The 21,739-nt window shown below is 64.4% G+C and carries 23 protein-coding genes; 21 read left to right on the forward strand and 2 right to left on the reverse strand.

Annotated elements, in window-relative coordinates; translation table 11 throughout:
* Window positions 1-33: 33 nt before the first annotated feature.
* Together LV28_RS35760 and LV28_RS35765 are read left to right on the forward strand one after the other, a co-directional pair.
* Window positions 34-513, forward strand: coding sequence for a GlcG/HbpS family heme-binding protein (locus tag LV28_RS35760; protein ID WP_038617575.1), 480 nt, complete (start codon window positions 34-36; stop codon window positions 511-513).
* A gap of 13 nt (window positions 514-526) precedes the next feature.
* On the forward strand, window positions 527-1,552 hold the full coding sequence (locus tag LV28_RS35765; protein WP_038617572.1) for a 2Fe-2S iron-sulfur cluster-binding protein: 1,026 nt from the start codon (window positions 527-529) through the stop codon (window positions 1,550-1,552).
* Between the two features lie 106 nt (window positions 1,553-1,658).
* Here LV28_RS35765 and LV28_RS35770 read toward each other — a convergent pair whose 3' ends face one another.
* Window positions 1,659-2,588, reverse strand: a complete 930-nt coding sequence (locus LV28_RS35770; RefSeq protein ID WP_038617569.1) for an ornithine cyclodeaminase family protein — start codon at window positions 2,586-2,588, stop codon at window positions 1,659-1,661.
* Between the two features lie 228 nt (window positions 2,589-2,816).
* Between LV28_RS35770 and LV28_RS35775 the strand changes: the two genes are divergently transcribed.
* The 6 genes from LV28_RS35775 to LV28_RS35800 all read left to right on the forward strand — a co-directional run bounded on the left by LV28_RS35775 (window position 2,817) and on the right by LV28_RS35800 (window position 8,508).
* Window positions 2,817-3,125: a 2Fe-2S iron-sulfur cluster-binding protein gene (locus LV28_RS35775; protein ID WP_023595949.1), complete on the forward strand. Its 309-nt coding sequence runs from the start codon at window positions 2,817-2,819 to the stop codon at window positions 3,123-3,125.
* Between the two features lie 338 nt (window positions 3,126-3,463).
* Complete coding sequence (locus LV28_RS35780; protein ID WP_023874373.1) at window positions 3,464-3,742, forward strand: 2Fe-2S iron-sulfur cluster-binding protein; 279 nt, start codon at window positions 3,464-3,466, stop codon at window positions 3,740-3,742.
* On the forward strand, window positions 3,736-4,695 hold the full coding sequence (locus LV28_RS35785) for an alpha/beta hydrolase (RefSeq protein WP_025249150.1): 960 nt from the start codon (window positions 3,736-3,738) through the stop codon (window positions 4,693-4,695). Before LV28_RS35780 ends, LV28_RS35785 begins: the two co-directional genes overlap by 7 nt.
* 145 nt (window positions 4,696-4,840) lie before the next feature.
* Window positions 4,841-5,515, forward strand: coding sequence for a GntR family transcriptional regulator (locus LV28_RS35790; protein WP_023595952.1), 675 nt, complete (start codon window positions 4,841-4,843; stop codon window positions 5,513-5,515).
* Window positions 5,516-6,046: 531 nt separating this feature from the next.
* The gene (locus LV28_RS35795; RefSeq protein ID WP_051610634.1) at window positions 6,047-6,568 is read left to right on the forward strand and encodes a putative pterin-binding protein; all 522 of its coding nucleotides are present in this window, start codon (window positions 6,047-6,049) and stop codon (window positions 6,566-6,568) included.
* Entirely contained in the window at window positions 6,565-8,508 is a 1,944-nt protein-coding gene (locus LV28_RS35800; protein WP_038617566.1) for a hybrid sensor histidine kinase/response regulator, read from the forward strand. Before LV28_RS35795 ends, LV28_RS35800 begins: the two co-directional genes overlap by 4 nt.
* A 51-nt stretch (window positions 8,509-8,559) precedes the next feature.
* Here LV28_RS35800 and LV28_RS35805 read toward each other — a convergent pair whose 3' ends face one another.
* Window positions 8,560-9,417, reverse strand: a complete 858-nt coding sequence (locus LV28_RS35805) for a response regulator (protein ID WP_023595955.1) — start codon at window positions 9,415-9,417, stop codon at window positions 8,560-8,562.
* Window positions 9,418-9,877: 460 nt separating this feature from the next.
* On the opposite strand from LV28_RS35805, the gene LV28_RS35810 reads away from it, so the two are divergent.
* From LV28_RS35810 to LV28_RS35870, 13 genes are all read left to right on the forward strand, one after another.
* A complete protein-coding gene (locus LV28_RS35810) occupies window positions 9,878-10,162 on the forward strand; it encodes a Flp family type IVb pilin (RefSeq protein WP_023595956.1) in 285 nt (94 codons plus the stop codon).
* A 33-nt stretch (window positions 10,163-10,195) separates the two neighbouring features.
* Window positions 10,196-11,686, forward strand: coding sequence for a pilus assembly protein TadG-related protein (locus LV28_RS35815; protein WP_023595957.1), 1,491 nt, complete (start codon window positions 10,196-10,198; stop codon window positions 11,684-11,686).
* Window positions 11,683-12,504, forward strand: a complete 822-nt coding sequence (locus LV28_RS35820; protein WP_023595958.1) for a hypothetical protein — start codon at window positions 11,683-11,685, stop codon at window positions 12,502-12,504. Before LV28_RS35815 ends, LV28_RS35820 begins: the two co-directional genes overlap by 4 nt.
* Window positions 12,501-13,205 carry a hypothetical protein gene (locus tag LV28_RS35825; protein ID WP_048806348.1) on the forward strand — a complete coding sequence of 235 codons (705 nt, stop codon included), beginning with the start codon at window positions 12,501-12,503 and terminating at the stop codon, window positions 13,203-13,205. The genes LV28_RS35820 and LV28_RS35825 overlap by 4 nt, the downstream gene beginning before the upstream one ends.
* The gene (locus LV28_RS35830; RefSeq protein ID WP_023595960.1) at window positions 13,183-13,389 is read left to right on the forward strand and encodes a hypothetical protein; all 207 of its coding nucleotides are present in this window, start codon (window positions 13,183-13,185) and stop codon (window positions 13,387-13,389) included. Before LV28_RS35825 ends, LV28_RS35830 begins: the two co-directional genes overlap by 23 nt.
* A 41-nt stretch (window positions 13,390-13,430) precedes the next feature.
* Window positions 13,431-14,456, forward strand: a complete 1,026-nt coding sequence (cpaB, locus tag LV28_RS35835) for a Flp pilus assembly protein CpaB (RefSeq protein WP_023595961.1) — start codon at window positions 13,431-13,433, stop codon at window positions 14,454-14,456.
* A 191-nt stretch (window positions 14,457-14,647) separates the two neighbouring features.
* Window positions 14,648-16,135, forward strand: a complete 1,488-nt coding sequence (locus LV28_RS35840; RefSeq protein WP_158516336.1) for a type II and III secretion system protein family protein — start codon at window positions 14,648-14,650, stop codon at window positions 16,133-16,135.
* Window positions 16,132-18,189: a TadA family conjugal transfer-associated ATPase gene (locus tag LV28_RS48385; protein WP_257125745.1), complete on the forward strand. Its 2,058-nt coding sequence runs from the start codon at window positions 16,132-16,134 to the stop codon at window positions 18,187-18,189. The genes LV28_RS35840 and LV28_RS48385 overlap by 4 nt, the downstream gene beginning before the upstream one ends.
* A 54-nt stretch (window positions 18,190-18,243) precedes the next feature.
* Window positions 18,244-19,092: a type II secretion system F family protein gene (locus tag LV28_RS35850; RefSeq protein WP_023595964.1), complete on the forward strand. Its 849-nt coding sequence runs from the start codon at window positions 18,244-18,246 to the stop codon at window positions 19,090-19,092.
* Window positions 19,093-19,095: 3 nt separating this feature from the next.
* Complete coding sequence (locus tag LV28_RS35855; protein ID WP_023595965.1) at window positions 19,096-19,977, forward strand: type II secretion system F family protein; 882 nt, start codon at window positions 19,096-19,098, stop codon at window positions 19,975-19,977.
* Window positions 19,974-20,327 carry a DUF192 domain-containing protein gene (locus tag LV28_RS35860; protein ID WP_052408601.1) on the forward strand — a complete coding sequence of 118 codons (354 nt, stop codon included), beginning with the start codon at window positions 19,974-19,976 and terminating at the stop codon, window positions 20,325-20,327. Before LV28_RS35855 ends, LV28_RS35860 begins: the two co-directional genes overlap by 4 nt.
* A gap of 55 nt (window positions 20,328-20,382) precedes the next feature.
* Entirely contained in the window at window positions 20,383-21,087 is a 705-nt protein-coding gene (locus LV28_RS35865) for a TadE family protein (RefSeq protein ID WP_048806347.1), read from the forward strand.
* Between the two features lie 3 nt (window positions 21,088-21,090).
* Entirely contained in the window at window positions 21,091-21,735 is a 645-nt protein-coding gene (locus tag LV28_RS35870) for a hypothetical protein (protein ID WP_038617560.1), read from the forward strand.
* Window positions 21,736-21,739 lie beyond the last annotated feature (4 nt).

Genomic DNA, 21,739 nt, shown 5'->3' on the forward strand with positions numbered 1-21,739 from the left:
CGCCCGGTCCGCCAACAACTCATCTCATACGCCATGAAACCCTTTTTCAAGCTCGAACTCGCCGAGGCCCGTCAAATGATCGCCGCGGCCATCGCCCGCTCTCAGGAAATCGGTGTCCTCGAATCGATCTGCGTGGTCGATGAAGGCGGATTTCCGCTCGCCCTCGAACGCATGGATGGCGGGCGTATCACCGGACCGCAGATTGCCTGGAACAAGGCGTTCACCGCCGCGGGGCACAAGCGCTCCACGCACCTGTTCACCACGCCGCCCAATGGTCCTGCGCTGCCGGGCAACGAAGCCTTCGGCATTCAATGGAGCTTCGAGGGACGCTTTGCCGCGTTTGTCGGGGGGTTCCCGATCGTGGTCGATGGCCAGGTCGTCGGCGGCATCGGTCTGTCGGGGGGCAATGGCGAGCAGGACACCAAGGCCGGTCTTGCCGGGCTCGCGGCGTTGCAGACGCTGCTGCGCGAGAGCGGACGCGAAGTCCTGGTGCAGCCCGACATCAAGCTCTGACGGAGGGCGGCCCGTGAGCTATCGAATCACATGGATCGAGGCCCAGTGCAGCTTCGAGGCAACGCCCGACGAATCCGTGCTCGATGCCGCACGACGCGCAGGCGTCGTGTTGCCCTCGGCGTGTGAGTTCGGCGGCTGCGGGACGTGCCGCGTGAAGCTCTCGCAGGGGCGGGTGCGCTACGAGGCCATGCCGGACGCGTTGTCACAGGAGGAGGCGGACGCAGGCTACGCGTTGCTGTGCCAGGCACGGGCATGCTCGGACCTGCTGCTCAGCACGGAACGCGTGCTTGACGCCCCGGCGCCGGTGCGCCGTCGCCAAGTGCGCGTGGTGCGTACGCAAGCGTTGAGCCCGGACGTCACGCGCCTGGTGCTCGCGTTCGATGACGGCGAGCCCTGGGTATTTCGCCCCGGGCAATACCTCAACGTGTTGACCGGCGATGCCGGCCCGCGCAGTTTCTCGATGGCCTGTCTGCCGGATCAACGCGCTGGCGAGGTCGAACTGCACATCCGGCGGATCGACGGTGGGCATTTCACTCACATGCGTTTGAGCCGCCTGCATCCCGGCGACCGGCTCGAAGTGGAGGCGCCAATGGGCGGCTTCGGCTATCACGAGGAGGATTACCGCCCGGTTGTGATGGTGGCGACCGGCACGGGCATCGCCCCGCTGCGTAGCATGCTCGGGCAGATGCTGGCGAGCGCAGACGCGCCGCCCGTCGAGTTGTACTGGGGCGGGCGCACCCACGCGTCGCTCTACTTGCATGACGAACTGACGGCGCTCGCGAGCCGGCATGACGATTTTCGCTATGTTCCGGTCCTCTCCCGGCCCGAAGGCGTGTGGAACGGCGTGCGCGGCTATGTACAGGATGCCGTGCTCGCCGACCATCCCGACCTGTCCGAACATGCGCTTTACCTCTGCGGCTCGCCGGTCATGATTGCGGATGCGCGTCGTGCGTTTCTCGCGAATGGCGCCAGCGTGCGTTACCTTTATGCCGACAGTTTTACGTTCCAGCATCACATGCCGGTGGTCGCGGCGGCCTGACGCGGGATCGCCTCGCGACGGGACGTGGGACGTGGGGCGATTTAACGGGCCGGATCGGTTGAGGGGGCGGGGTTCGCCCCCGCTTCCTTCTGCCGTGTATGGCCGCTCAGCGCGCGCGCTCGATGTGAGTGCGGTAGGCGAGGGCGGCCAGCGCCACGTCCTGCAAACCGAAGCCCACGGCCTTGTAGACGATGATGTCGTCGCGATGCCGGCGGCCCGTCGTCAGGCCCTCCATCACGTCGCCCAACTCGGCAACGTCGTGCCAGTTCACCAGCCCCGGCGCGGCCATCAGTAAGTCGCCTGCCTCCTCGCGCGCCTGATCGCGCAACTCCACCACGATTCGTGCGGCGCGGGCCAACGTTGCATCGTCTGTCTCGCGTGTGTGCGGCAGGCTCGAGCCGATGGCGGCGACAAATGCGCCCGGCGACAGCGCGCGACCGTCGAACAGCGGAGTGCTCGCCCGTGTCGCGGTGACAATGATGTCGGCGCCATCGAGTGCCTCGTCGGTCGATACGGCGCTTGCCGTGACGCCCATCGCGCGGTATGCCTCGTCGACTGAGGCAGCCAGTGCGACGTCGCCTTCGATGCCGACGATGCGCAACGCTTGCACGCCGGCGAACCGGGCCAGTGCATGCGCGTGCGCCGCGCCTTGGACACCCGAGCCGAAAATCGCGGCCGTGCGCGCACCGGGCCGCGCCAGCGCGCGCACCGCGAGTATGGTCGTCGCGGCCGTGCGCAAGCGCGTGATCGCATTCGCGTCCAGCGTGGCAAGGCAGGCGCCGTCCGACGCGCGGAACAACACGATCACGAAATTGAACTGGCCGCGAAGGGTGGTGTAGACCTTGGCGCCGGCAACGTCCGCGCCGGGCAGTACGGCACCGAGCGTAGAGAGCTTCGTGCCCTGGGCTTCGGTGCGAACGCGGCGCTGGACCGCCGCCGCGCCGCGTGCGAGTTCGCGAAACGCGCTCTCCAGCGCGGCAATGGCTTGCGGGAAGTCAATCAGGTTGTCGATCTGTGCGTCGGTCAGATGGATCATCGGAGTCGGGAGAGTCAAGAGTGAATAACGAGTATACGGTATACGATTGATTCAATTTCCTCAAATCTCATGGCGGAGGAGGCGCATCAATTCGGGGGTTGTCGCGTGATCCACGACAGAATTTTCTTAAATTATTTATTTTGGTATACAGTATCTACTAATGCGCTACACTCTTGCAAAGACCGCGCTTCGCAGCGCGCAGCGGTCGTCCTGGTGAAAGGAGGATGCATGCCAGTCGTCGTATTTCGCAGTAACGGGCAGACGTATCGGGAAGAGGTGAAGGTCAATACCAATCTCGTCGTCCGCGCAGGTATCAAGCAGTTTCCGTTTCCGCATTTGCGCTACGAGTGCGGCATGGGCAAGTGCGCACGGTGCGCTTGTCGGGTGCTCGCCGGCGGCGAGCATCTGCCGGCCCCGAACTGGAAAGAGAAGAAGCAACTGGGAGAGCGGCTTGACGCCGGGTATCGGCTGGCGTGCCAGTTGTGGATCGAACACGACATCGAGCTTGCGCAGGACGAAGCGCCGGCGACGCTCTGACATCCGGGCAGCGAGGAAAACGCATGTATATCGTACTTACCAGCCGCCCGGGGCAGTACCGCAGCGAACCGACTCCGGGCATCACCCCGGTCGAGACACATGACTACTTCTACGGCGCGCGCCACGTGGCGGCGTTTGTCGTGGCCAAACTCGACGGTACGTCGCGCGTGCGCATTGTCGATGAGGCCGACCCGGACCGCGCGAATCTCGTGCCAACGAAGTTTTTCGAATCCTTCGACAGCGTGTCCGAGGCCGTCGCATCGCTCGAAGCGCTGGTCGGGCGCGATCACGCACAAGCGCGGCTCAGCCGCCGAGACAAGGAGACCTCCCATAGCACCATGGTTCAGATCACGTTCATCACTAACGGCGGCAAGACGGTGGAGGCGGCACCCAACAGTAATCTGCTTCGCGTTTCGCTTCGGGAGAAGGGCGGCATTCCCTTCAAGTGCGGCGGCGGGCTGTGCGGCACTTGCCGTTGTCGCGTGGAAGCCGGACGCGAGCATACCGACGACGTGAAGCCCAAAGAGCGCCGTCATCTCAGTCCGGAGGACCTCGCGAACGGTTACCGAATGGCCTGTCAGACGTTCGTCAATGGCGATGTGAGCGTGTCATGGTGAGCGAATCCTGCGTCATGGGCGCGCCGTTCGGCGCATTGTCGCCGGACTGGCAACGTCGGATGCTGGCGCTCGGCCCACGCTGGAACGACGACATCATCGCCCACCGCAAGGCGGTCATCGATTGTTACACGCCGATATTGGCGGTCGCGCCCAAGAGTCCGCACGTGGAGCGCAACGTGGCATACGGCGGGCATGCCCGTCAGGTGCTCGACATTTTCGCGCCGGTCGCCGCGTCCCCGGGCACGCCTGCGCCGGCCTTGCGCGAAGCGGTCGTGTTCGTGCACGGCGGCGCGTTCGTGCGAGGCAACAAGAGCGTCAATGGCGAGATTTACGATAACGTGTGCCACTGGTTCGCACGGCAGGGAAAGCTTGCCATCAACGTCGAATACCGTCTGGCCGACGAAGCACCGTGGCCGGGCGGGGCGCGGGACGTGGCGCAGGCGATTGCTTGGGTGCGCGAACACGCCGACGAACTGCAAATCGACACGTCGCGGATTTTTCTCATCGGCCATTCGGCAGGCGGTACCCACGCGGCCAGTTGTCTGTTCGATCCTGCGCTGAGCGGGGCGTGCGGCGGCAACGGGCATGGTGTTGCAGGACTGATTCTCGTGAGCGCTCGCCTGTTTGCCGATGTCGACCCACGCAATCCGAATGCGGCGCCCGTGCGTGCGTATTTCGGCGCCGATGAGACCCGGTATGTCGAGCGCTCACCGCTGACCCACGCGGCGCGCGACCCGGTGCCGACGATGATCGCCATTGCCGAGTATGAAAACCGCTTCCTCGACGAGTACGGTGCGGCGCTCTTCCTGACGTTGTCGCGCGCGCGTGGCGTGGCGCCACGCTTCGTGCAGATGCGCGGGCACAATCACACGTCGATCGTCGCGCATTTCAACTCCGGAGAGGATTGGCTCGGACAGGAGATGCTCGCCTTCATGGCATCGGTGCCGCGTTGATTCCGGGCGGCGAAAGTGGCCGCCAAATCGTGTACAGTCTACAAAAAGCCGTCGCTGCTATAAAATGCGGCGTTTGTCGTGGCGCCACGGGCCTTGGAATGACCGTCCGTCGGCGCGGAACTGTCGGTTTTTGGAGATTGGAATTATGGTGCGGGGAGCCACAGGCGCAAACGGTCGCGAGCCGATCATGCACCAACAGCTGTCGGACCTGGTGATTGCCCGACTGCGCGAGTCGATCACGTCGGGGGTATACAAGCCCGGGGACCGTCTCGTGGAGGGGCGAATTGCCCAGGAGCTCGATGTATCGCGCGTGCCGGTGCGCGAGGCGCTGCGCGCGCTTGCCGTCGAGGGGCTGGTGGAAGTGCGGCCCCGCCACGGCGCCGTCGTCGCGTCGTTCGATCCGGCAACGGCGCGCGAACTGGTGCAGATTCGCGCCACGCTCGAAGGGCTCAATGCGCGTCTGGCTGCCGAACATTGCACGCCGGAGTTGGTCCGGCGCATCGAAAAAGTGCTGCAGGAAGGCAACGCCAAGGTCGCCGCGGGCGAGACGTCCGGCCTGCTCGAGCTGAACGCCCGCTTTCACGACTTGCTCTATTCGGCCGGCGCCAATGCGATGCTCGCCGAGCTCATGCGCTCGATGCGGGACCGCTCCCGCATGTTGTTCGTCAATGCCAGCGACGAGGAAGTGCGCATTACGTGGGAAGAGCACGCCGCGATCTTGAGAGCCGTTCAATCCGGCGATGCGGCGTTTGCCGCGTTGCTCGCCGAGCGCCACGTCACCCGCGCCGCACAGTACTATCTCGACAATATCGCACGCTGACACGCTCACACGCGTGCGTTCGGAATCCCTACATCATCGAGAGAATTTCCACGGCCGGCGGCACATTCGCGCCGCCACGGCGACAATCGTGTCAACGGGACTGGCGATTGGCGCCGGACTCCGAAGCGTCGGTCAAGCGGCGGGCCCGGGCGCGCTCCGCCTACCACCGAATATGGTAAGAAGTCCAGTCGGCTCGTCCTTGACCAATGCGTGTCAACGGCGATAGCATCGATTCCGCTTGCTGGTGCTACCTGTTTTCCCTACATAAATGGTTCAGCGCACTGCCGGATGGCGCTCGCGCGGAGTCTTCATTTTCGACGGGTATCATCGCGATCGATGTGGGCAGTCGATTCGTTAGGACTGTTACCGACGTACGTTCCCGTCGAAAGAGGGGCGCGAGCCATTGGCTACCGGCGAACTCGCCCGATGCCAGCGCACAATGGTCGCATTGCGTGGGGGTGCCCGGCCGTCCCGAAAAACAACCAATAATTCTGACTCCCCGGGGATGTTCGTGAAAAGTGTGCGGGCGAAATGTTGAAGATAAGGGTTTGGGCCATTTGCCTGGGGCTGGTGCTCTGCGGCCCCGTCACGGCTGTGCAGGCCGTGCGTGACCGTCTCGAGCTCGACGTGTCGTGTGACGGCTGCAAGCAGGTGGGCCGCAAGGGCGCCAACGCCGACGTGCGCCGCATCGTCCACTTCTCGCGCACGGCGTTGCTCTCGCTGCCCATGCATACGATCGACACGTCAACGCTCTGGACCACTTCGGCCCGCTGGGAGGGGCCTCGTCTGGCGGATGTCCTCGCCCGGGCCGGTTTCAAGGGCCGAACGCTTCGCGTCTACAGCTACGATGGTTCGGTGCAGGACATCCCCATTGCCTTTGTTCATCGCTATGAGCCGATTCTCGCGTACCGTGAGAATGGCGTAGAGCTGTCCCTTCGCAACTTCGGTCCGCTGTTTCTGATCTTCCCGCGCGACCAGCATCCCGATGTACTCGCCTCCGAAGTCGGCTCGCGCCGTTTCGTCTATCAGATCAAGCATATCGAGGTTCGATGATGGCTTCGGACGGCGTGTCACGACGCATTCGGATCTTCATATACACGCTGCTCTTCGTGCAGCTCGTCGGCTTGTGGGCGTTCTCCGGCTACCTTTTCATTGCGTCCCGCACCCAGTCGGAGTCTGCCGGGCCCGTAGGCGCGGAGGCCAGTTTCGCCTCGGTCATCGGTACGGAGCAGGCCGTCGACCGCACGCAGATCGACATGCTCAAGGTCGCCAACGGGCTCGCGAGCGCCGACGACATCGACGCCTCGCTACAGATACTCGAGTCTCGAATCGCGCAGATTTCGGGGCGCGGCGCCATGTCGCGCTTCATGGAATATCCGCAGTATGTCGCGAGTGTCGACAAGGTCAAGACCATATATGCCGAAATCGAGGCCATGCGCAACCAGGCGGGCAACGCCGATACCTGGATCACGCCGGGGATTGCGAAATTCGACGAGATGCGCACGCCACTCTCGGAACTCGAGATGGTCGTCGGTGAAATCAACGCCCGTCGGCGCGACGAGGTCCGCGAAGACTACGAGCATCGCCGCAGCATGCTCATGGGGTCGAGCATCGGCGCGACGATTGTGCTGCTCACGCTCGCCTACCTGTTTGCGTCGAACGCGCGCAAGTTGCGCGATGTCAGCGCGAAGCAGAAAGAAGCGCTGCAACGGGAGACGGCCGCCGCATTGTCCGCCGCGAACGCCGTGAATGCGCGCAACGCCTTCCTGGGCATGATCGGGCACGAGCTGCGCACACCATTGCAGAGCATCATGGCGGCCACGGATGTACTCGTTGAACGCAACTTCACCGGCACGGACAAGCTGCTTATCGACCAGTTGGCACGCGCGGCCAACGTGCTTGAGGCGCAGATGAAGGATCTGACGGATTTCTCGCGGATGGAGGCGGGACAACTCGCGCTGCGCAAACGCATCTTCAATCCCTATGGGGTTCTGAATGCCGCGGTGGAGTCGGTTTCCGAGCGGGCGCGTCGCAAATCGCTGGCGCTTCGTCTGGAGTTCGACGACTGGCAGGTCAAGGTGCTTTCGGACCCATTCCGGATTCAGCAGATCGTCACCAACCTGCTCGACAATGCCATCAAGTATGCCGACCGCGGCAGCGTTACCCTACGGGCGAGTCTCGAGCGGCTCCCCGGGATCGACCGTCTCAGCGTCGACGTGATCGATACGGGGCGCGGCATCGACCGCGTGAGCCAGGAGCAGATCTTCCAACCCTTCACGCAGATCGACACACCGGAGAGCAAGCGCGTCGACGGCATCGGCATGGGACTCACGATCGTTCGCGGCCTCGTCGAACTGCTTGGCGCGAAGCTCTCGCTGGAGAGCGAAGTCGGCAAGGGGTCGAAGTTTACCGTTGTGTTCGATCTGGAGCATGTCACCAGCGAGATGGAGACGCCTGGCACAGAGCCGGGCGCGACGGCCGTCACCGCGCCTTTGGAGGCGGCCGCCATGGCCGGCTCGCCGGCCATGGCAACGGCGCGCACTTCGGGGGCGCCGGCCGCGGTGGAGGCCGAGCCGGACGTCAGCGCGGTGGTGGTGCCTGCCGGCCAGACGCCACGCCGCGTGCTGGTGATCGACGATCAGGCCGACGTGCGACATACCATCGAGATGCTGCTTCGCGTGAACGGCATCGAGTGTGAGAGCGTATCCAACGCTCGCGAGGCGTATCGCCTCGTCGAACGTACCCCGTACGATGCCATCATGCTCGACCTGAACATGCCCGAGGTCGACGGCGTGTCGGCCGCCATGGAAATTCGTCGCATGGGCGGCATCAACGCGGATGTGCCGCTCATTGCCTTCAGCGCCCAGGCACCGGAGGTCATTCCCGCGCATCACCTCAGTCTGTTCGAGCATTACCTCATGAAGCCCGTGCGCGGCGATATTCTGCGCGTGGTGCTCGAGAGCATCTGGGCGACCCGCGGCGTCGGGCTGTAGCGCCCGTGGCGCCGCACAAGGGCGCGTAGAAGGGCGAGAGGAAGGGCGCGCTCAGCGCTGCGCCAGGCGCTTGTTGAGCTCGGCGACGAGCAGCGGCAATCGCGCGGGCTTCTCCAGCACGTCGACGTCGAACGCGGTAATCGCACGGGCGATATCGGACTCGTTGACGTTGCCGGCCTGCATCTGTCCGGTCAGGATGAAAACCGGGGCGTCGGGGTTGTCGGAGGTGCGAATCTCCGAGAGCGCGGTCTCCGCTGTCTCGTGATCGAGCATCCAGTCGACGACGTAGGCGTCGAACACCGTCTGTTTCAGTGCTTCGCGAAATGCCGCGGCGCTGTAAAACGCGCGGGCGTCATATCCTTTGCTGTTGAGATACATGCACACCGTGTCGGCCGTGCGTAATCCGCCTTGCGCGTCGCTGCCGCCATCGTCGTCCACCACCGCCACGGTGAGGCGCGTCGGCACGAGCGACTTCGGTCGGATCTCGATCAGCTCCACCACGAACTTCTTGCCACGCGGCGCCATGTCCGACGGATAGAGGCGCCAGCTCCCCGCCGTCGACATCGCGACATACTCGGACCCCTGACCGGTCAGGATCTCCGGCCCTATCCACGCCTGGCACGGCACCAGGTGGTTGCCGAAGTCGAGCAGCGCAGGCACGCCCTGCGCGTGTTCGGATGTCTCGGGGTCGAGCAGTGCGGTAATGGAAGCGTTGAATGCGGCCGCCACGTCGCGCAGCTCGCCGTAAGTCCAGTTGCTCTGTCCGCGCATTTTCCGATGCGCCTGCGCGGGACTCAGGCCGAGCGTCTTCGCGAGCGCGCCCGTCTGCTTCGATTTAGGGATGGCGTGACGTTCCATCAATTGGCCCACCCGCTGGGCCATCAACAGGTTGTCGTCCGAACTTTGCATGTGCGTTATGTCGTCCTGAATGAAGGGGAGGCGTTCCGCGTGCGGCCACGCACCTCACAACGGTTGTCTCCGGGTCTTGTGTACTTCGTGGAACCGGCGCCTAACGCTAGCGCAAGTCCGAGCTATCAGAAATGATGGGGTTGTTTCAATGTGTTACAAAAATGAAAGCGAAAAGCGATTGAAAGACAAAATTCGCTTCGTATAATCTCGCAAAACGCAATTCAGTTTGCATTAAACGAGAAAATTTAGGACTTCTCTCTCTCATTTGATGCCAAGGTGTAGCGTGTCGCTGCCGGTGGACGCCGGTGCCGTGATACGCGAATCCGTTGACCGGGGCAATCCCGGCCGTCTTTTTCCAGAAACCGAAATATGTTGTAACGCGAGGCTCTGCGCCCGGTCGCGTGGGGCCTTCTTTTGCCCGTAGCACCCTGCCGTACTTCTTACCAACGAGGAGCGTATCATGCTGCAACCCAAGACTGTTCGCAAATTTCGTCCCCGTCACCAGCGTGGTCAAGGGATGACCGAATACATCATTATCGTCGCGCTGATTGCCGTGGCCGCCATTGGCGTCTACGCCGCTTTCGGCAAGACCATCCGCAACCAGACAGCCGGTCTGGCGCTGGAAATGGCGGGCGACTCGAACTCCAAGAAAGCCATCAAGAATGCGGGTGACGCTGCCCAGGATTCCAGCAGCAAGGCGAATCAGCAGAAGAACCTGAGCAACTACGCCGACGGTAACCAGTAACGACCACTGGGCCGGCACGGCGGAGGATGCATCATGGACGTTCGATTCCGACGGCAGGGTCGCCGCGCTCGCGAGCGCGGCCAGGCACTGCCACTCGCAGCGGTACTGATGGCGGCCGGGGCTGCCGCCATGTATCTGGCGTTCAATGCATCGCAGCTGGTGCATGCAAAGACGAAACTCCAGGACACGGCCGACGCTGCAGCGTACAGCGTCGGCGTGCTCCAGGCGCGCGATCTCAATTTCGCCGCCTATACCAATCGGGCAATGATCGCCAATCAGGTGGCCACTGCCCAGATGATCAGTATCAAGTCGTGGATCGATGAGGTCGACGGCACCTATAAGAACGATCACTGGTTCGACACGCTGATCCAGAGCACGGTCACGCCGAACCAGCTTTGGACCATTCCCAAGAAGACGCTCGGCAGAGAAGTCAGCCTCGCCAAGCGCGTGCTTGACCGGGCGACCACGATCGCCACGCTGGGACTGGACCAGCTCGAGTCCGTGCTGAGTCTCGAGCAGTCCGCATATCACGGCGCCATTGCGCTACAGATTCCGCTCGTGGCCGAAGAGATCGCGCAGGCCAACGAGCCGAACACGCACGTCAGCAAGACCTATTTCGCAACACGTGGCGCGTTGTCGCTCTCGTCGGCGCTAGGTTTCCTGTCCAAGAACACACCGCAAGGCAAGACCGGCAAGGACCGCTTCGCCGACGTGCTGACGGACAAGGCCACGCTCGACGAGTTCGTCAAGCAGCGCGGCGTCAACATCCGCACGCCCATGGTGCCTGTCGGCATGGTGCAGGGTTGTCCCGAGAGCTTCGTGACCGCCACCAACTGGCACGCCGGGGGAACGCAACTCCGTCAGGACAAGAAGGGATGGGAAGGGCTTGACGCCACCGACGTGAATGGGGTGTGGATCTGTGTGGTCGAGGTCTTTCCGATCATCATTCCGCTCAAGTGGACGGCCGGTTCGGGCGGCGCGGCCAACGGTCCGGGAGGACGCTATTCCGGGCGCACCGGTTATGGCGGCTACAAGGATTACGGCGGCTCGCTGACCAATATGCTGACGACGCTCGCCGCCAATTCCCAGTACAAGTCGGGGCCGGGCAAGTCGCTCTCGCGCAGCGGCGGCCTCCAGCCGTATCTGGAACTCAAGACGCAATCGACGCCGGCGAACGGCGCCGACTTCAATCGCGCCCCGACGCTCGTCATAGAGGCGCAGCGCGCGTCGCCGTCGATCAATACAACGGACCGGCTCCAGATCGCGCAAGGCTCGCTGGCCGTGTCCGACGGCACCGCGTCCCAACAGATGCGAGCGATGTCCAGCGCCAGCGCCTACTTCATTCGCCCGGGCGACAGTGGTGGCGTGGCCGGCGCGCTGCGCAATGCCGCGAACTGGCGGCGTGGCGACAACAAATGGGAGTACCCCAGCGTGTTCAATCCCTATTGGCAGTCGTCGCTCGTGGAGACGAGCACGCTCGCGCTCACGGCTGGCGATGCGGCCCAGGCTTCGGGGGCGCCATGACGCACCGCCAGCTCAGTCCCAGGCGCGTGCGGCGCGCCATGCCCCGCGCGCAACGTGGCCAGGCGATGGCCGAGACGGTCGTCATCGTCGGCAGCGCGCTGCTCTTCGCATTCTGGGCGATCAACATGATCGGCCATCTGTCGGATGTGCGCGACCGCACCGAAGCGGCGGCGCGCTATGCCGCGTGGGAGCGAACCGTCTACTACGACGACAACGGCTGGGCGCCGAAGTACGGCAACGCCGCCACCAAGTCCGACGCCGCGATTCGAAGCGAGATTGCGCAACGCGTGCTGGGCCGTGGCACGAAGATCGACCGGGCCGACGGCACTCGCAATCAGCTGCCGTCGTCGGAAGAGCCCATGTGGCGAGACATCGCGGGCAACACGATCCTGCAGAAGTATGGCGACCTGCAGGTCTCGCACACCGTGGGCGGCACCGGCACGGTTGCCGACAAGGCCCTCAATGCGCTCGGCTCGCTCAGTGGCATTGGCGCCGGGTTCGACCTGCCGACGAAGAACCAGCAAAGCGCCAGCGTCTCGCTGCGCGTGGCCGGAGACAGCCCAAGCCTGGTGGCGCTCTGGCCCAACTGGGCCGGCGTGACGTTCAGCGACAAGCACGTCCTCCTGACTAACACCTGGACCCCCGACGGCAGCAACAACGCCAAATCGGTCATCGCGGGCGCAGTGCCGACCGCCAAGGGGGCCGTGCTCGATTACGCCCTGGACGTGCTCGCCCCGGCGGCGATCGATATCACCACCCTCGACCTCGGACGCATCCAGCCCGACGTCGTACCTGCCGACCGCCTGGGGAACAAATGAAACGTGTCTTTGCAGTGATTGCGCTCGGTCTGGCCTGCATCGGCACACCGGCGTGGGCGGACAGTGCTTGCGACGACGTGCCGGTCAAGGCGAAACAGGTGTCGTGGGCCGGCGAGGACATGGTCGTGAATGGCCTGAAGATGCGGGCCGCGGTCATGACTTTTTCCGAGCCCGTGAGTGCCGTGCGCGAGGCCTTTCTCGCGTACTGGCGCGCACGCAATGCGTCGATGCGCGCCGCGGACGACGGCGAGACCCTCACGCTCTCGGCCATCGACGGACAGTGCAGCTACACGCTGCAGGTGCTCTCGAACGCCCAGGCGGACTACGCGGGCATCTTCAGCGTGGCGCATCTGGATCCGGAAGCGGCCAGGACGCCCCGCGTACTCCAGCCATCGAATTACCCGTTGCCCGAAGGGCGGGTCGTATTCGACATGCAGTCGCAGGACGGCGGCAACGTTGCGCGCACCGTCCAGCTGGCGTTGACGGCGGTCTCGGCGCGCCAGGCGATGGGACGTTACGCGCAGACGCTGCGTCAGCGTGGTTGGCGAACCCTGGCCGCGGGCGCATCGAGCTATCGGCGAGCGAACCCGCAGGGATACGCGCTTGCCATGCAGAAGGATGGCTACCGCCTCGACGCGTCGTTTACCGACGCTACGGGCAAAACCATGGTGATCGTCAATGTTGCCTTTACCAACGGATAAGTCGCGCCGGGCACGGCGCGCGGGCCTCAAGTCGCAACGCGGACAGGCCTATGTGGAGTACGTCGTGGTCGTGTTGCTGGTGGTGGTCGTCTTGCTCGCGGGCAATGGCTCCGTCATGACGCAACTGCTCGCGGCGTTCAAGTCGTTCTATTCGGCGTTTTCGTACGCCCTTTCGCTGCCCTGACACACGGGCAGGGCGATCAACCGACTGATGGATAAACAGAAATGATGTTCAAGAGAATCAAGACACAGGCGTTGATTCACAATCCGTGGGTCATGCTCGGGGTGGCGGTATTCGCGGCGGCGCTGCTGACCTTGTGGATATACAAGTACATGTCCGGCCGCGAAGCCGCGATGCGTCAGTCGCTCATGGAATCGATGAACGCGAACACCCGCGTTTCGGTGCTCGTGCCGACGTCGGACCTGAAAGCCGGCGCGACCGTGACCACGGGCAATTTCGCCGCGCGTCAGGTGCCTGTCGACTTTGTCTACGACGACACCGTGCGTGCCGACGAATTCGACGCCGTCGAGAACCAGACGCTCGTGCGCGCGGTGCATCGAGGTTCGCCGATTCGCCGGGCGGACATTTCCGCCATGCAGGCGCGGGACTTCTCCGACATGCTCAAGGCGGGCACGCGCGCCCTGACCATCGACATCGACGCGACGAACTCGGCGGACAACATGCTCAAGCCGGGCAACCACATCGACCTGTTCCTGATCGCCAATCCGCCGTCGAGCGCGCCGGGCACGAGCAACGGCGGATCGGGCGGCAATGCGCAATCCGCCCAGCTGCTGCTCTCCGATCTCACGGTGCTGGCTACCGGTCGCGACGTGCGCCCGCGCGACTACGGCGAGCAGATGTCGCGTGATCGCAGCGAAGACGCGCCCAGCGACGAATACGGCAGCCTGACCTTGCAGGTCACGCCGGAGCAGGCCGGCAAGATCGCGCTGGCGCAGAAGATCGGCAGCCTGCGCGCGGTGCTGCGCAACCGCTCCGACAAGGCCGCCACGCCCGATGTGGTGGTGCATCAGTCGGCGCTGTTCGGCGACGCGGGCGCCGACGGCATCCAGTACATCATCGGCGGATCGCACGACAGTTCCGTGTCGGTGCGTCCCGAACTGGCGATGCCCGGGATGCGCACACCGATCGCCGACGCGGCTGCGCCCCGCCCGGCACTCACGCCGAGCGATGCGCAGCGTCGGGTCATGGAGCAGGTTCAGTCCGCACTGGCAGGGCGACGGGGGCAGTAACGCGCCAGTCAGGCACACGGGGGCACACGCATTCGCCCAAGGCGCGGCGCGCATGAGACGACACGACCGCGCGCCCACTCAAACGTAAGAATACGACACGCACGACAATGAAAACCGAACTTCAGGGAGTGCCTTCGCGAGCGAAGCGAGGGGTTTGCTTGTTCACCGCGGTGAGCTTCGCATGGCTGAACATGACGACCCCGGTCCTCGCGCAGCAGGCGCCCGCCGCCGCACAAAAGGCACCGGGCCAGCAGACGCCGGCCACGGCGCCGAAAGCTCCCGCACAGCAACTCGCCGCTCGCAGCGCGTCGGTCAACGACGCTGCGGCCGTGATCTACGAAAACCGTAACGCCCGCTCGGCCGCGAGCGCGCCCATGTTCATGTACAAGGGCGAAGTGCGCGTGATCCCGATCGAGGGCAAGGTCAAGCGTGTGGCCGTCGGGAACGGCGACCTCATCAATGCTTCCGTCGTCGACCATCAGTTGCTGCTGCTGGCGCAGGCCCCGGGAGAGACGTCGCTGGTCGTATGGACCGACCAGGGCATGGCGATCAACACGAAGGTCTCCGTCTCCACGCTCGATCGCAACGCCACGCTCGCGCGGCTGCAACGCTCGCTCGGCTTCGTCGAAGGACTTAGCATCGACGCAAATGGCGGTCATTTCATCGTCCACGGCAAGGTTCACGCGGAGCAGGCCAAGATGCTCTCGAATGCGCTCGACGGCCTGCCGGACGTGATCAACCTGATCGAGACCGACGAGGGCTCGTCGCTCAAGAAGACGGTGCACTTCAAGGTCGACATCCTCGAGATATCGAAGACCGCCGAGCGTAATCTCGGCATCAAATGGGACTCGCAGATCAACGGCCCGCAGGGATCGCTCGCCGGCAACGCCGTGCGCACCGGCCGCTATCGTCCGTTCCCCGATACCGGCACCGCAGTCTTCGACAATGCACCGAGCTCCGCCGGCGGCTCCGTGGGCGGCGCCTTCCTCGGCATTGCCACGAGCATCACGTCGAAGATCAACATTCTTGCGGCGAACGGCGACGCGTTCGTGCTCGCCCAGCCCGAACTGAACTCGCGCAGCGGCGGCAAGGCGACGTTCCTGTCCGGCGGCGAAGTGCCGATTCCGGTGTCGGCGGGCTTCGGCGCGCAGGACGTCATCTACAAGGAATACGGCATCCGCCTGGAGATCGCGCCGACGGTCGATGCGACGAACACGATCAGCGCCGATCTCATGACCGAAATCAGCCAGATCGATCCGTCGATGAACGTCAACGGCTACCCGGCATTCCTGACACGCCGATCGACGACACAGGTCTCGGTGCGCCCGGGCGAGACGTTCGCTATCGCGGGTCTGGTCAATGCCGACGCGTCGAAGGCAGTCGACAAGGTGCCGGCGCTCGGCGACATTCCGATTCTCGGCCACCTGTTCAAGTCGACCGACTTCCGCAACAACAAGAGCGATCTCGTCTTCCTCGTCACGCCGTACGTGGTCGATGCGAGCAGCCCGACGAACACGAGCCTGATCAATCGCGGCGCGGACGTGGACGCGAACTACCGCCACTCGTTCGGCGATCCGAGCCCGCTGCCCGAAGCAAACGCGCGGCGCGAGGAAGAGGTCCGCGAGCAGAACGCTCCGACGCCGCAACTGCCGAAGGCCGATCCCCAGGACCGTCCTTGAAGCTTGTCGATATCACGGCGACCCGCCAACGTCTGGAGATGGCCATGAGCACCGAGAACGAAGTGCTTCCTTTGAAAATCCGTGTGCATGACCGCGCGGGCAAGGAGGCCGAGTACACCTTCGCCGGGCGCGCGTCGCTCGGCAAGGACCCCGGCTGCGATGTCGTCCTCAAGGGACTGCTCATCGGCAAGACGCAGGCCACGCTCGAACCGCGCAACGGTCATTGGTACATCGAGGATCAGGGCGGACTGGCCTCGACGCTCGTCAACGGCGAGCAGATCACGTCGTATGGCCCGCTCACGAGTGGCGACCGCATCGAGATCGGCGCGTTCCGGATCAGCGTGCACAGCGATACCGTCCACCGGCAACCGGCCACGGTGCAGCCAACGGTGCGCGCCGATGCCAGCAACGATGCTCTCCAGGCCGGGCAGGGCAGGGTCCAGGTGGCCCCCGCGGTTGCGTTGCGCGAAGAGGCGCCGAAGGTCGTCAACGGGCTGAACCCCGTGCGTGCCGACGCCACCGACGGCGCACCGAAATCGTCGCAGGGGCGGCAAGCGTCGAGTGGCGGTGGCGCTGCGGTCCCGGTTCGCGCGGGACAGGTGAGCGCACCGGCCGCGCCATCCGACGCCGCGTCGCGACACCATGACGCGACAGTCCGCCCGGAGCCCGTGCGCGCCGCGCCAATCACGCTCACGCCGTCGCGCCCCGCGTCGCCGCCGCCAGCCGCACCCGCGGTCGTTCAGGCCCAGCCGCCGGCCGCACATCCCGACGCGGCCGGACTGAACTCGCCGGAGGGCATCGAACTGCGCAAGACCGCGCACGACCGCCTGATCGCGGCGATGGATCTGCGTCGTGTCAACGTGGCCCGCATGAGCGAAGCCGAGCTCTCCGAGACGGTCGGCTCGCTGCTGCGCTCGGTGCTCGCCGCCGACCCGATCTTCAAGACGACCAGGATTTCGCACGATGCGCTCTTCAAGAGCATCTTCGACGAAGTGATCGGCCTTGGGCCGCTCGAGTCGTTGCTGGCCGACGATTCGATCACGGAAATCATGGTCAATCGCTACAACGAAATCTTCATCGAGCGCGGCGGTCGCCTGAGTCGCACCGAGACGACGTTTACCGACGATCAGGCCGTGCTCGGCGCTATCGAGCGTATCGTCGCGCCGCTCGGGCGCCGTATCGACGAGAGTTCACCGATGGTCGATGCGCGCCTGAAAGACGGTTCGCGTGTGAATGCGGTGATTCCGCCGCTCGCGCTCAAAGGGCCGAACATCACGATCCGAAAGTTCGCCAAGCAGAAGCTGCAGGGCGACGATCTGGTACGTTTCGGCTCCATCTCGCCTGCGATGATCGCATTCCTGCGCGTGGCCGTGGAGCAGCGCGCGAACATCGTGATTTCCGGGGGGACGGGCTCGGGCAAGACAACCCTGCTCAACGTGCTGTCGAACTTCATTCCCGACAATGAGCGCATCGTGACGGTCGAGGACGCGGCCGAACTCAAGCTGGTGCAGAGCAATCTGGTGTCGCTCGAGGCGCGCCCGGCGAACATGGAAGGCAAGGGTGCGATCCACATTCGCGATCTCGTCAAGAACACGCTGCGTATGCGACCGGACCGGATCGTCGTGGGCGAATGCCGCGGCGGCGAGGCACTCGACATGTTGCAGGCCATGAATACCGGGCACGACGGCTCGCTCACCACGGCACACGCCAACTCGCCGCGCGACTGCCTGTCGCGACTCGAAGTGATGACGCTCATGGCGGGGCTGGATCTGCCGGTGAACGCGATTCGCGAACAGATCGTGTCGGCTGTGGACCTGATCGTTCAGCAAACGCGTTTCTCGTGCGGCACGCGGCGCGTGACGCACGTCACGGAAGTGAGCGGCATCGAGTCTGGCACCGTGCAGTTGCAGGATGTGTTCGTGTTCAAGCAATCCGGCTACGGCGAAGACGGCCGGGTCCAGGGGACGTTCCATTCGACCGGCTACGTGCCGGACTTCTATCAGGATCTGATTCGGCGCGGCATTCCGGTCGATACGTCGATCTTCGCCGATTGAGGCGGGCGGGGTGCGCCGGCACCCGCCCCGGGACTTGCATCAAGGAATATCGTCATGATGACCGCAGTGGTACTGGCTTCGTCATTCATCGTGCTCACGCTAGTGGGGTGGGCGCTCATCTTTCAGGGCAAGACGTGGTTCGTGCGTCGCTCCGCGCGCGTGGCGGACGAAGTCGGCACGGGGCTCGCCGACCTCTTCATTTTCATCAACACCAGCCAGGTAGCCATGCTCAGCGCGGTGGCGGTGGTGGCCATCCCGCTGGTGGTGTTCGCGATTTCGGGCAACGTCGTGCTCACTGTCGTAACCATTCCGTTGAGCCTGCTGGCCCCGCGCTTTCTGGTGCGCCGGATGCAGCGAAAGCGCCTGCTCGCCATCGAGAAGCAGTTGCCTGACGCATTGCTGATGGTGTCCGGCGCGCTGCGCGCCGGCGCGAGCTTCCCGGTCGCGCTCGAGAGCGCCGCTCAGGAGGTGCCGCCGCCGATCTCGCAGGAGCTCGCGCTCCTCATTCGCGAGGTGCGGCTCGGGGTGGACATGGCCGATGCCCTCCAGCACATGGAGAAACGCCTGCCAATGCAGGACTTCCTGATGGCGACGGCCGCGATCTCGATCGCGCGCGAAGTCGGCGGCAATCTCGCCGAGACGCTCGAGACGGTGGCGCGCACCCTGCGCGACAAGCAGCAGATGGAAGGCAAGATTCGCTCGCTCACGGCCCAGGGCAAGGCGCAAGGCCTGGTGATGACGCTGCTGCCCGTATTCCTGATCGTGGTGCTCGCGCAGATGGAGCCGGTCGCCATGGCGCCGTTGTTCGACAAACCCATCGGCTGGGCCACGCTCACCGTGATCTTCATCATGGAATTGCTCGGCTACCGCTCCATCAGCAAGATCACCAATATCGACGTCTAAGCCATGTTCATCGCCATCGCCTTCATTCTCTCGCTCGGGCTGATCATCGTCGTGGGCGTGATCGTGCGCTCGCTCACCACCCTCAGCGGCAGCGTTCCGAGCGAGGACCGTGAATTTCTCGATCCACTGTCGCGCCCACTTCGCATGCTCTGGCCGCTGGTGCGATTCGCCGAGCACCACTTCGGCAAGTACTACCCCGCGAAGCTCGTCGAGCGCACGCAGAATCAGTTGCAATTGACGGGGCGAAGCTTCCTGATGTCGGCCACGCAGTTTCTGTCGCTGTCGATCGTCGTGATGCTGATCGCGCTTGTGCTGGGCTCGCTCGTCAACCACTGGCTGGAGCTCAACACGATCCTGTTGCCGCTGGCCGCGGCCGTGCTGGGTTTCTTGCTGCCTCGGATGTGGTTGCGCGACATTCGTGCCCGGACCGTCAAGCAAGTGACGCGTCAGTTGCCGGTCTACCTCGACTTCCTGACGCTCTCGATCGAGGCGGGCCTGAACATCAACGGTGCCATGACGCAGGCGGTGAGCAAGGGGCCGGCCGGCGCGCTCAAGCGCGAGTTCGAGCACGTGCTGCGCGACCTGAAATCCGGTTTGACGCGCGCCGACGCCCTGCGGCGAATGGATAACCGGTTGCAGGTCAAGGAAGTGACAAACTTCGTGGGTGCCGTGGTACAGGCCGAGCGCATGGGAGGCGGGCTCGCAACCACGCTGCGATTCCAGTCGGAGCAGCGTCGTACCGAGCGCTTCCAGCGCGCCGAGAAGCAGGCGATGGAGGCGCCGGTGAAATTGATCTTCCCGCTGGTGATCTTCATCTTTCCCGTGACGTTCATCGTGCTGGGCTTCCCGATCGTCATGAAGTTCATGCAGGAGGGCCTGTTGTGAAAGCTGTCAGCCTGTATCTCGGCGCGCAACCGCTGGCGCTGGCGGCGCAACTGACGACACGGGCGCACGAGCGCATGCGGGGCTGGCTGGGCAAGCGTCACGTGGCCCCGGGCGATGCGCTGTTGATCTCGCCATGCAACGCCGTGCACACATGCTTCATGCGAACGCCCATCGACGTGGTGTTCATCGACAGGCAAGGGCGGGTGCTGGCCGTGCACGCCAACGTGGGCGCCTGGCGCTATCGCATGCACTGGCGCGCGCGCATGGCGCTGGAGCTCGCGCCAGGGCGCAGTCGTGCGCTCGGCATCGAGCGCGGCAAGGCGCTCAGCGTGCGCCCCATCGGATCTTAAGGAGAACGGAATGCGAGCCAGGCGTCGGCCCAACGCGCGCAACGGCAATGCGCCCATGTCAGGCGCAACCCGCGCCCAGCGGGGACAGGCCGCCACGGAGTTCATTATCGTGGCGCCCATCGTCCTGTTGCTTTGTCTTGGATTGATACAATTTGGTCTGCTATATCAGGCAAAGAGTACGCTAAACTACGCGGCACTCATGGCAGCACGCGCCGGCGCCGTCAATCATGGCACCAAGAGCGCGATGCTCTCCGGGCTCGCGCGCGGACTGGCGCCGTTGTTTACCCATCAGACGGGGCTCAGCGCTCAACAGATGGCGATCCTGAGCGCGCAGACCGAGGCGCGCAACCCGGGCATTACGAAACTGACCGTGGTCAGCCCGACGGCGGCCGCTTTCTCCGACTTTGCCCGCACGAACTATTACGCCGGCAAGACGGTTCGCGAGATTCCGAACGACACGTTGATGTATCGGGACAACACGCCCGGCAACGGATCGCGTATCTCGATCCAGGATGCCAATCTGCTGAAGATCAGTGTGCAGTACTGCTATGAGTTGTACGTGCCGTTCATCAACCGGGTGATCTATTCGCTGGTCAACGGCACAAGCGATATTTTTTCGACCGGTTCGGTCGATGGTTCGCTCGATTTCAGTACCGACGGCAATAGCTGTCGCGCGTATTCGGCGATCTCGGGCGGATATCGCATACCGATTCAGGCCGAAGCGGTGGTGCGCATGCAGTCGCCGTTTCGTGGAGGGTGAGGGATGCGGCTGCGTGAAGGATTCGTGACACATGTCGTCGTCATGCTGGTCGCCGCATACGGCTCCGGGGCGGCGACGAGCGCCGACGCGGCATCGGTCGTGTCGACGCGCAAGGAAGGCGGCGTCGAGATCATTTCCTCCCGGAGCGTGCCGACGATTGCGCCGATGCCGGTCGCGCCCGGCGTGCCCGCGTCGTCCGCCGCGGCGTCCGCATCACCGAACGTGGGGCAGCCCGCACCTGCGCAGATGGCGCCTTCCGCGACGCCGGCCGGTTCGCCGGGCACGGTGGTGACGGTCGAGCCCGACGCGGCGATACCCGAGGGGCGCGAGGCGATGAAGGGCCTGAAGGCAACGAAGCCCTCAGGGCCGAAGACCCGCATCGACGAGACCGCGATTCGTGGCGACCACCGGTTGCGTGCCAATCTGCTCACGCGCAACGGCACGCCCAACGAGGAGGCGGACAACGAAGCGCACCGGCTGGTGCGGGAGCATCGCGCGAAGGTCGAGGCCGACCTCAAGGCGACGCTCATGGCATATGACGAAGGCAAGCGCAACGGCGCCAGCCGTGAGAAGTTGAACAAGTTACAGGAACGTATTCGCGCGGATCTGGATCTCGTGTCCACGTTGTCCCGCGCGGAACAAAACTAGGAGC

Origin of the sequence: Pandoraea pnomenusa (genome assembly GCF_000767615.3) — a bacterium.
In the GTDB taxonomy this organism is placed as follows: domain Bacteria; phylum Pseudomonadota; class Gammaproteobacteria; order Burkholderiales; family Burkholderiaceae; genus Pandoraea; species Pandoraea pnomenusa.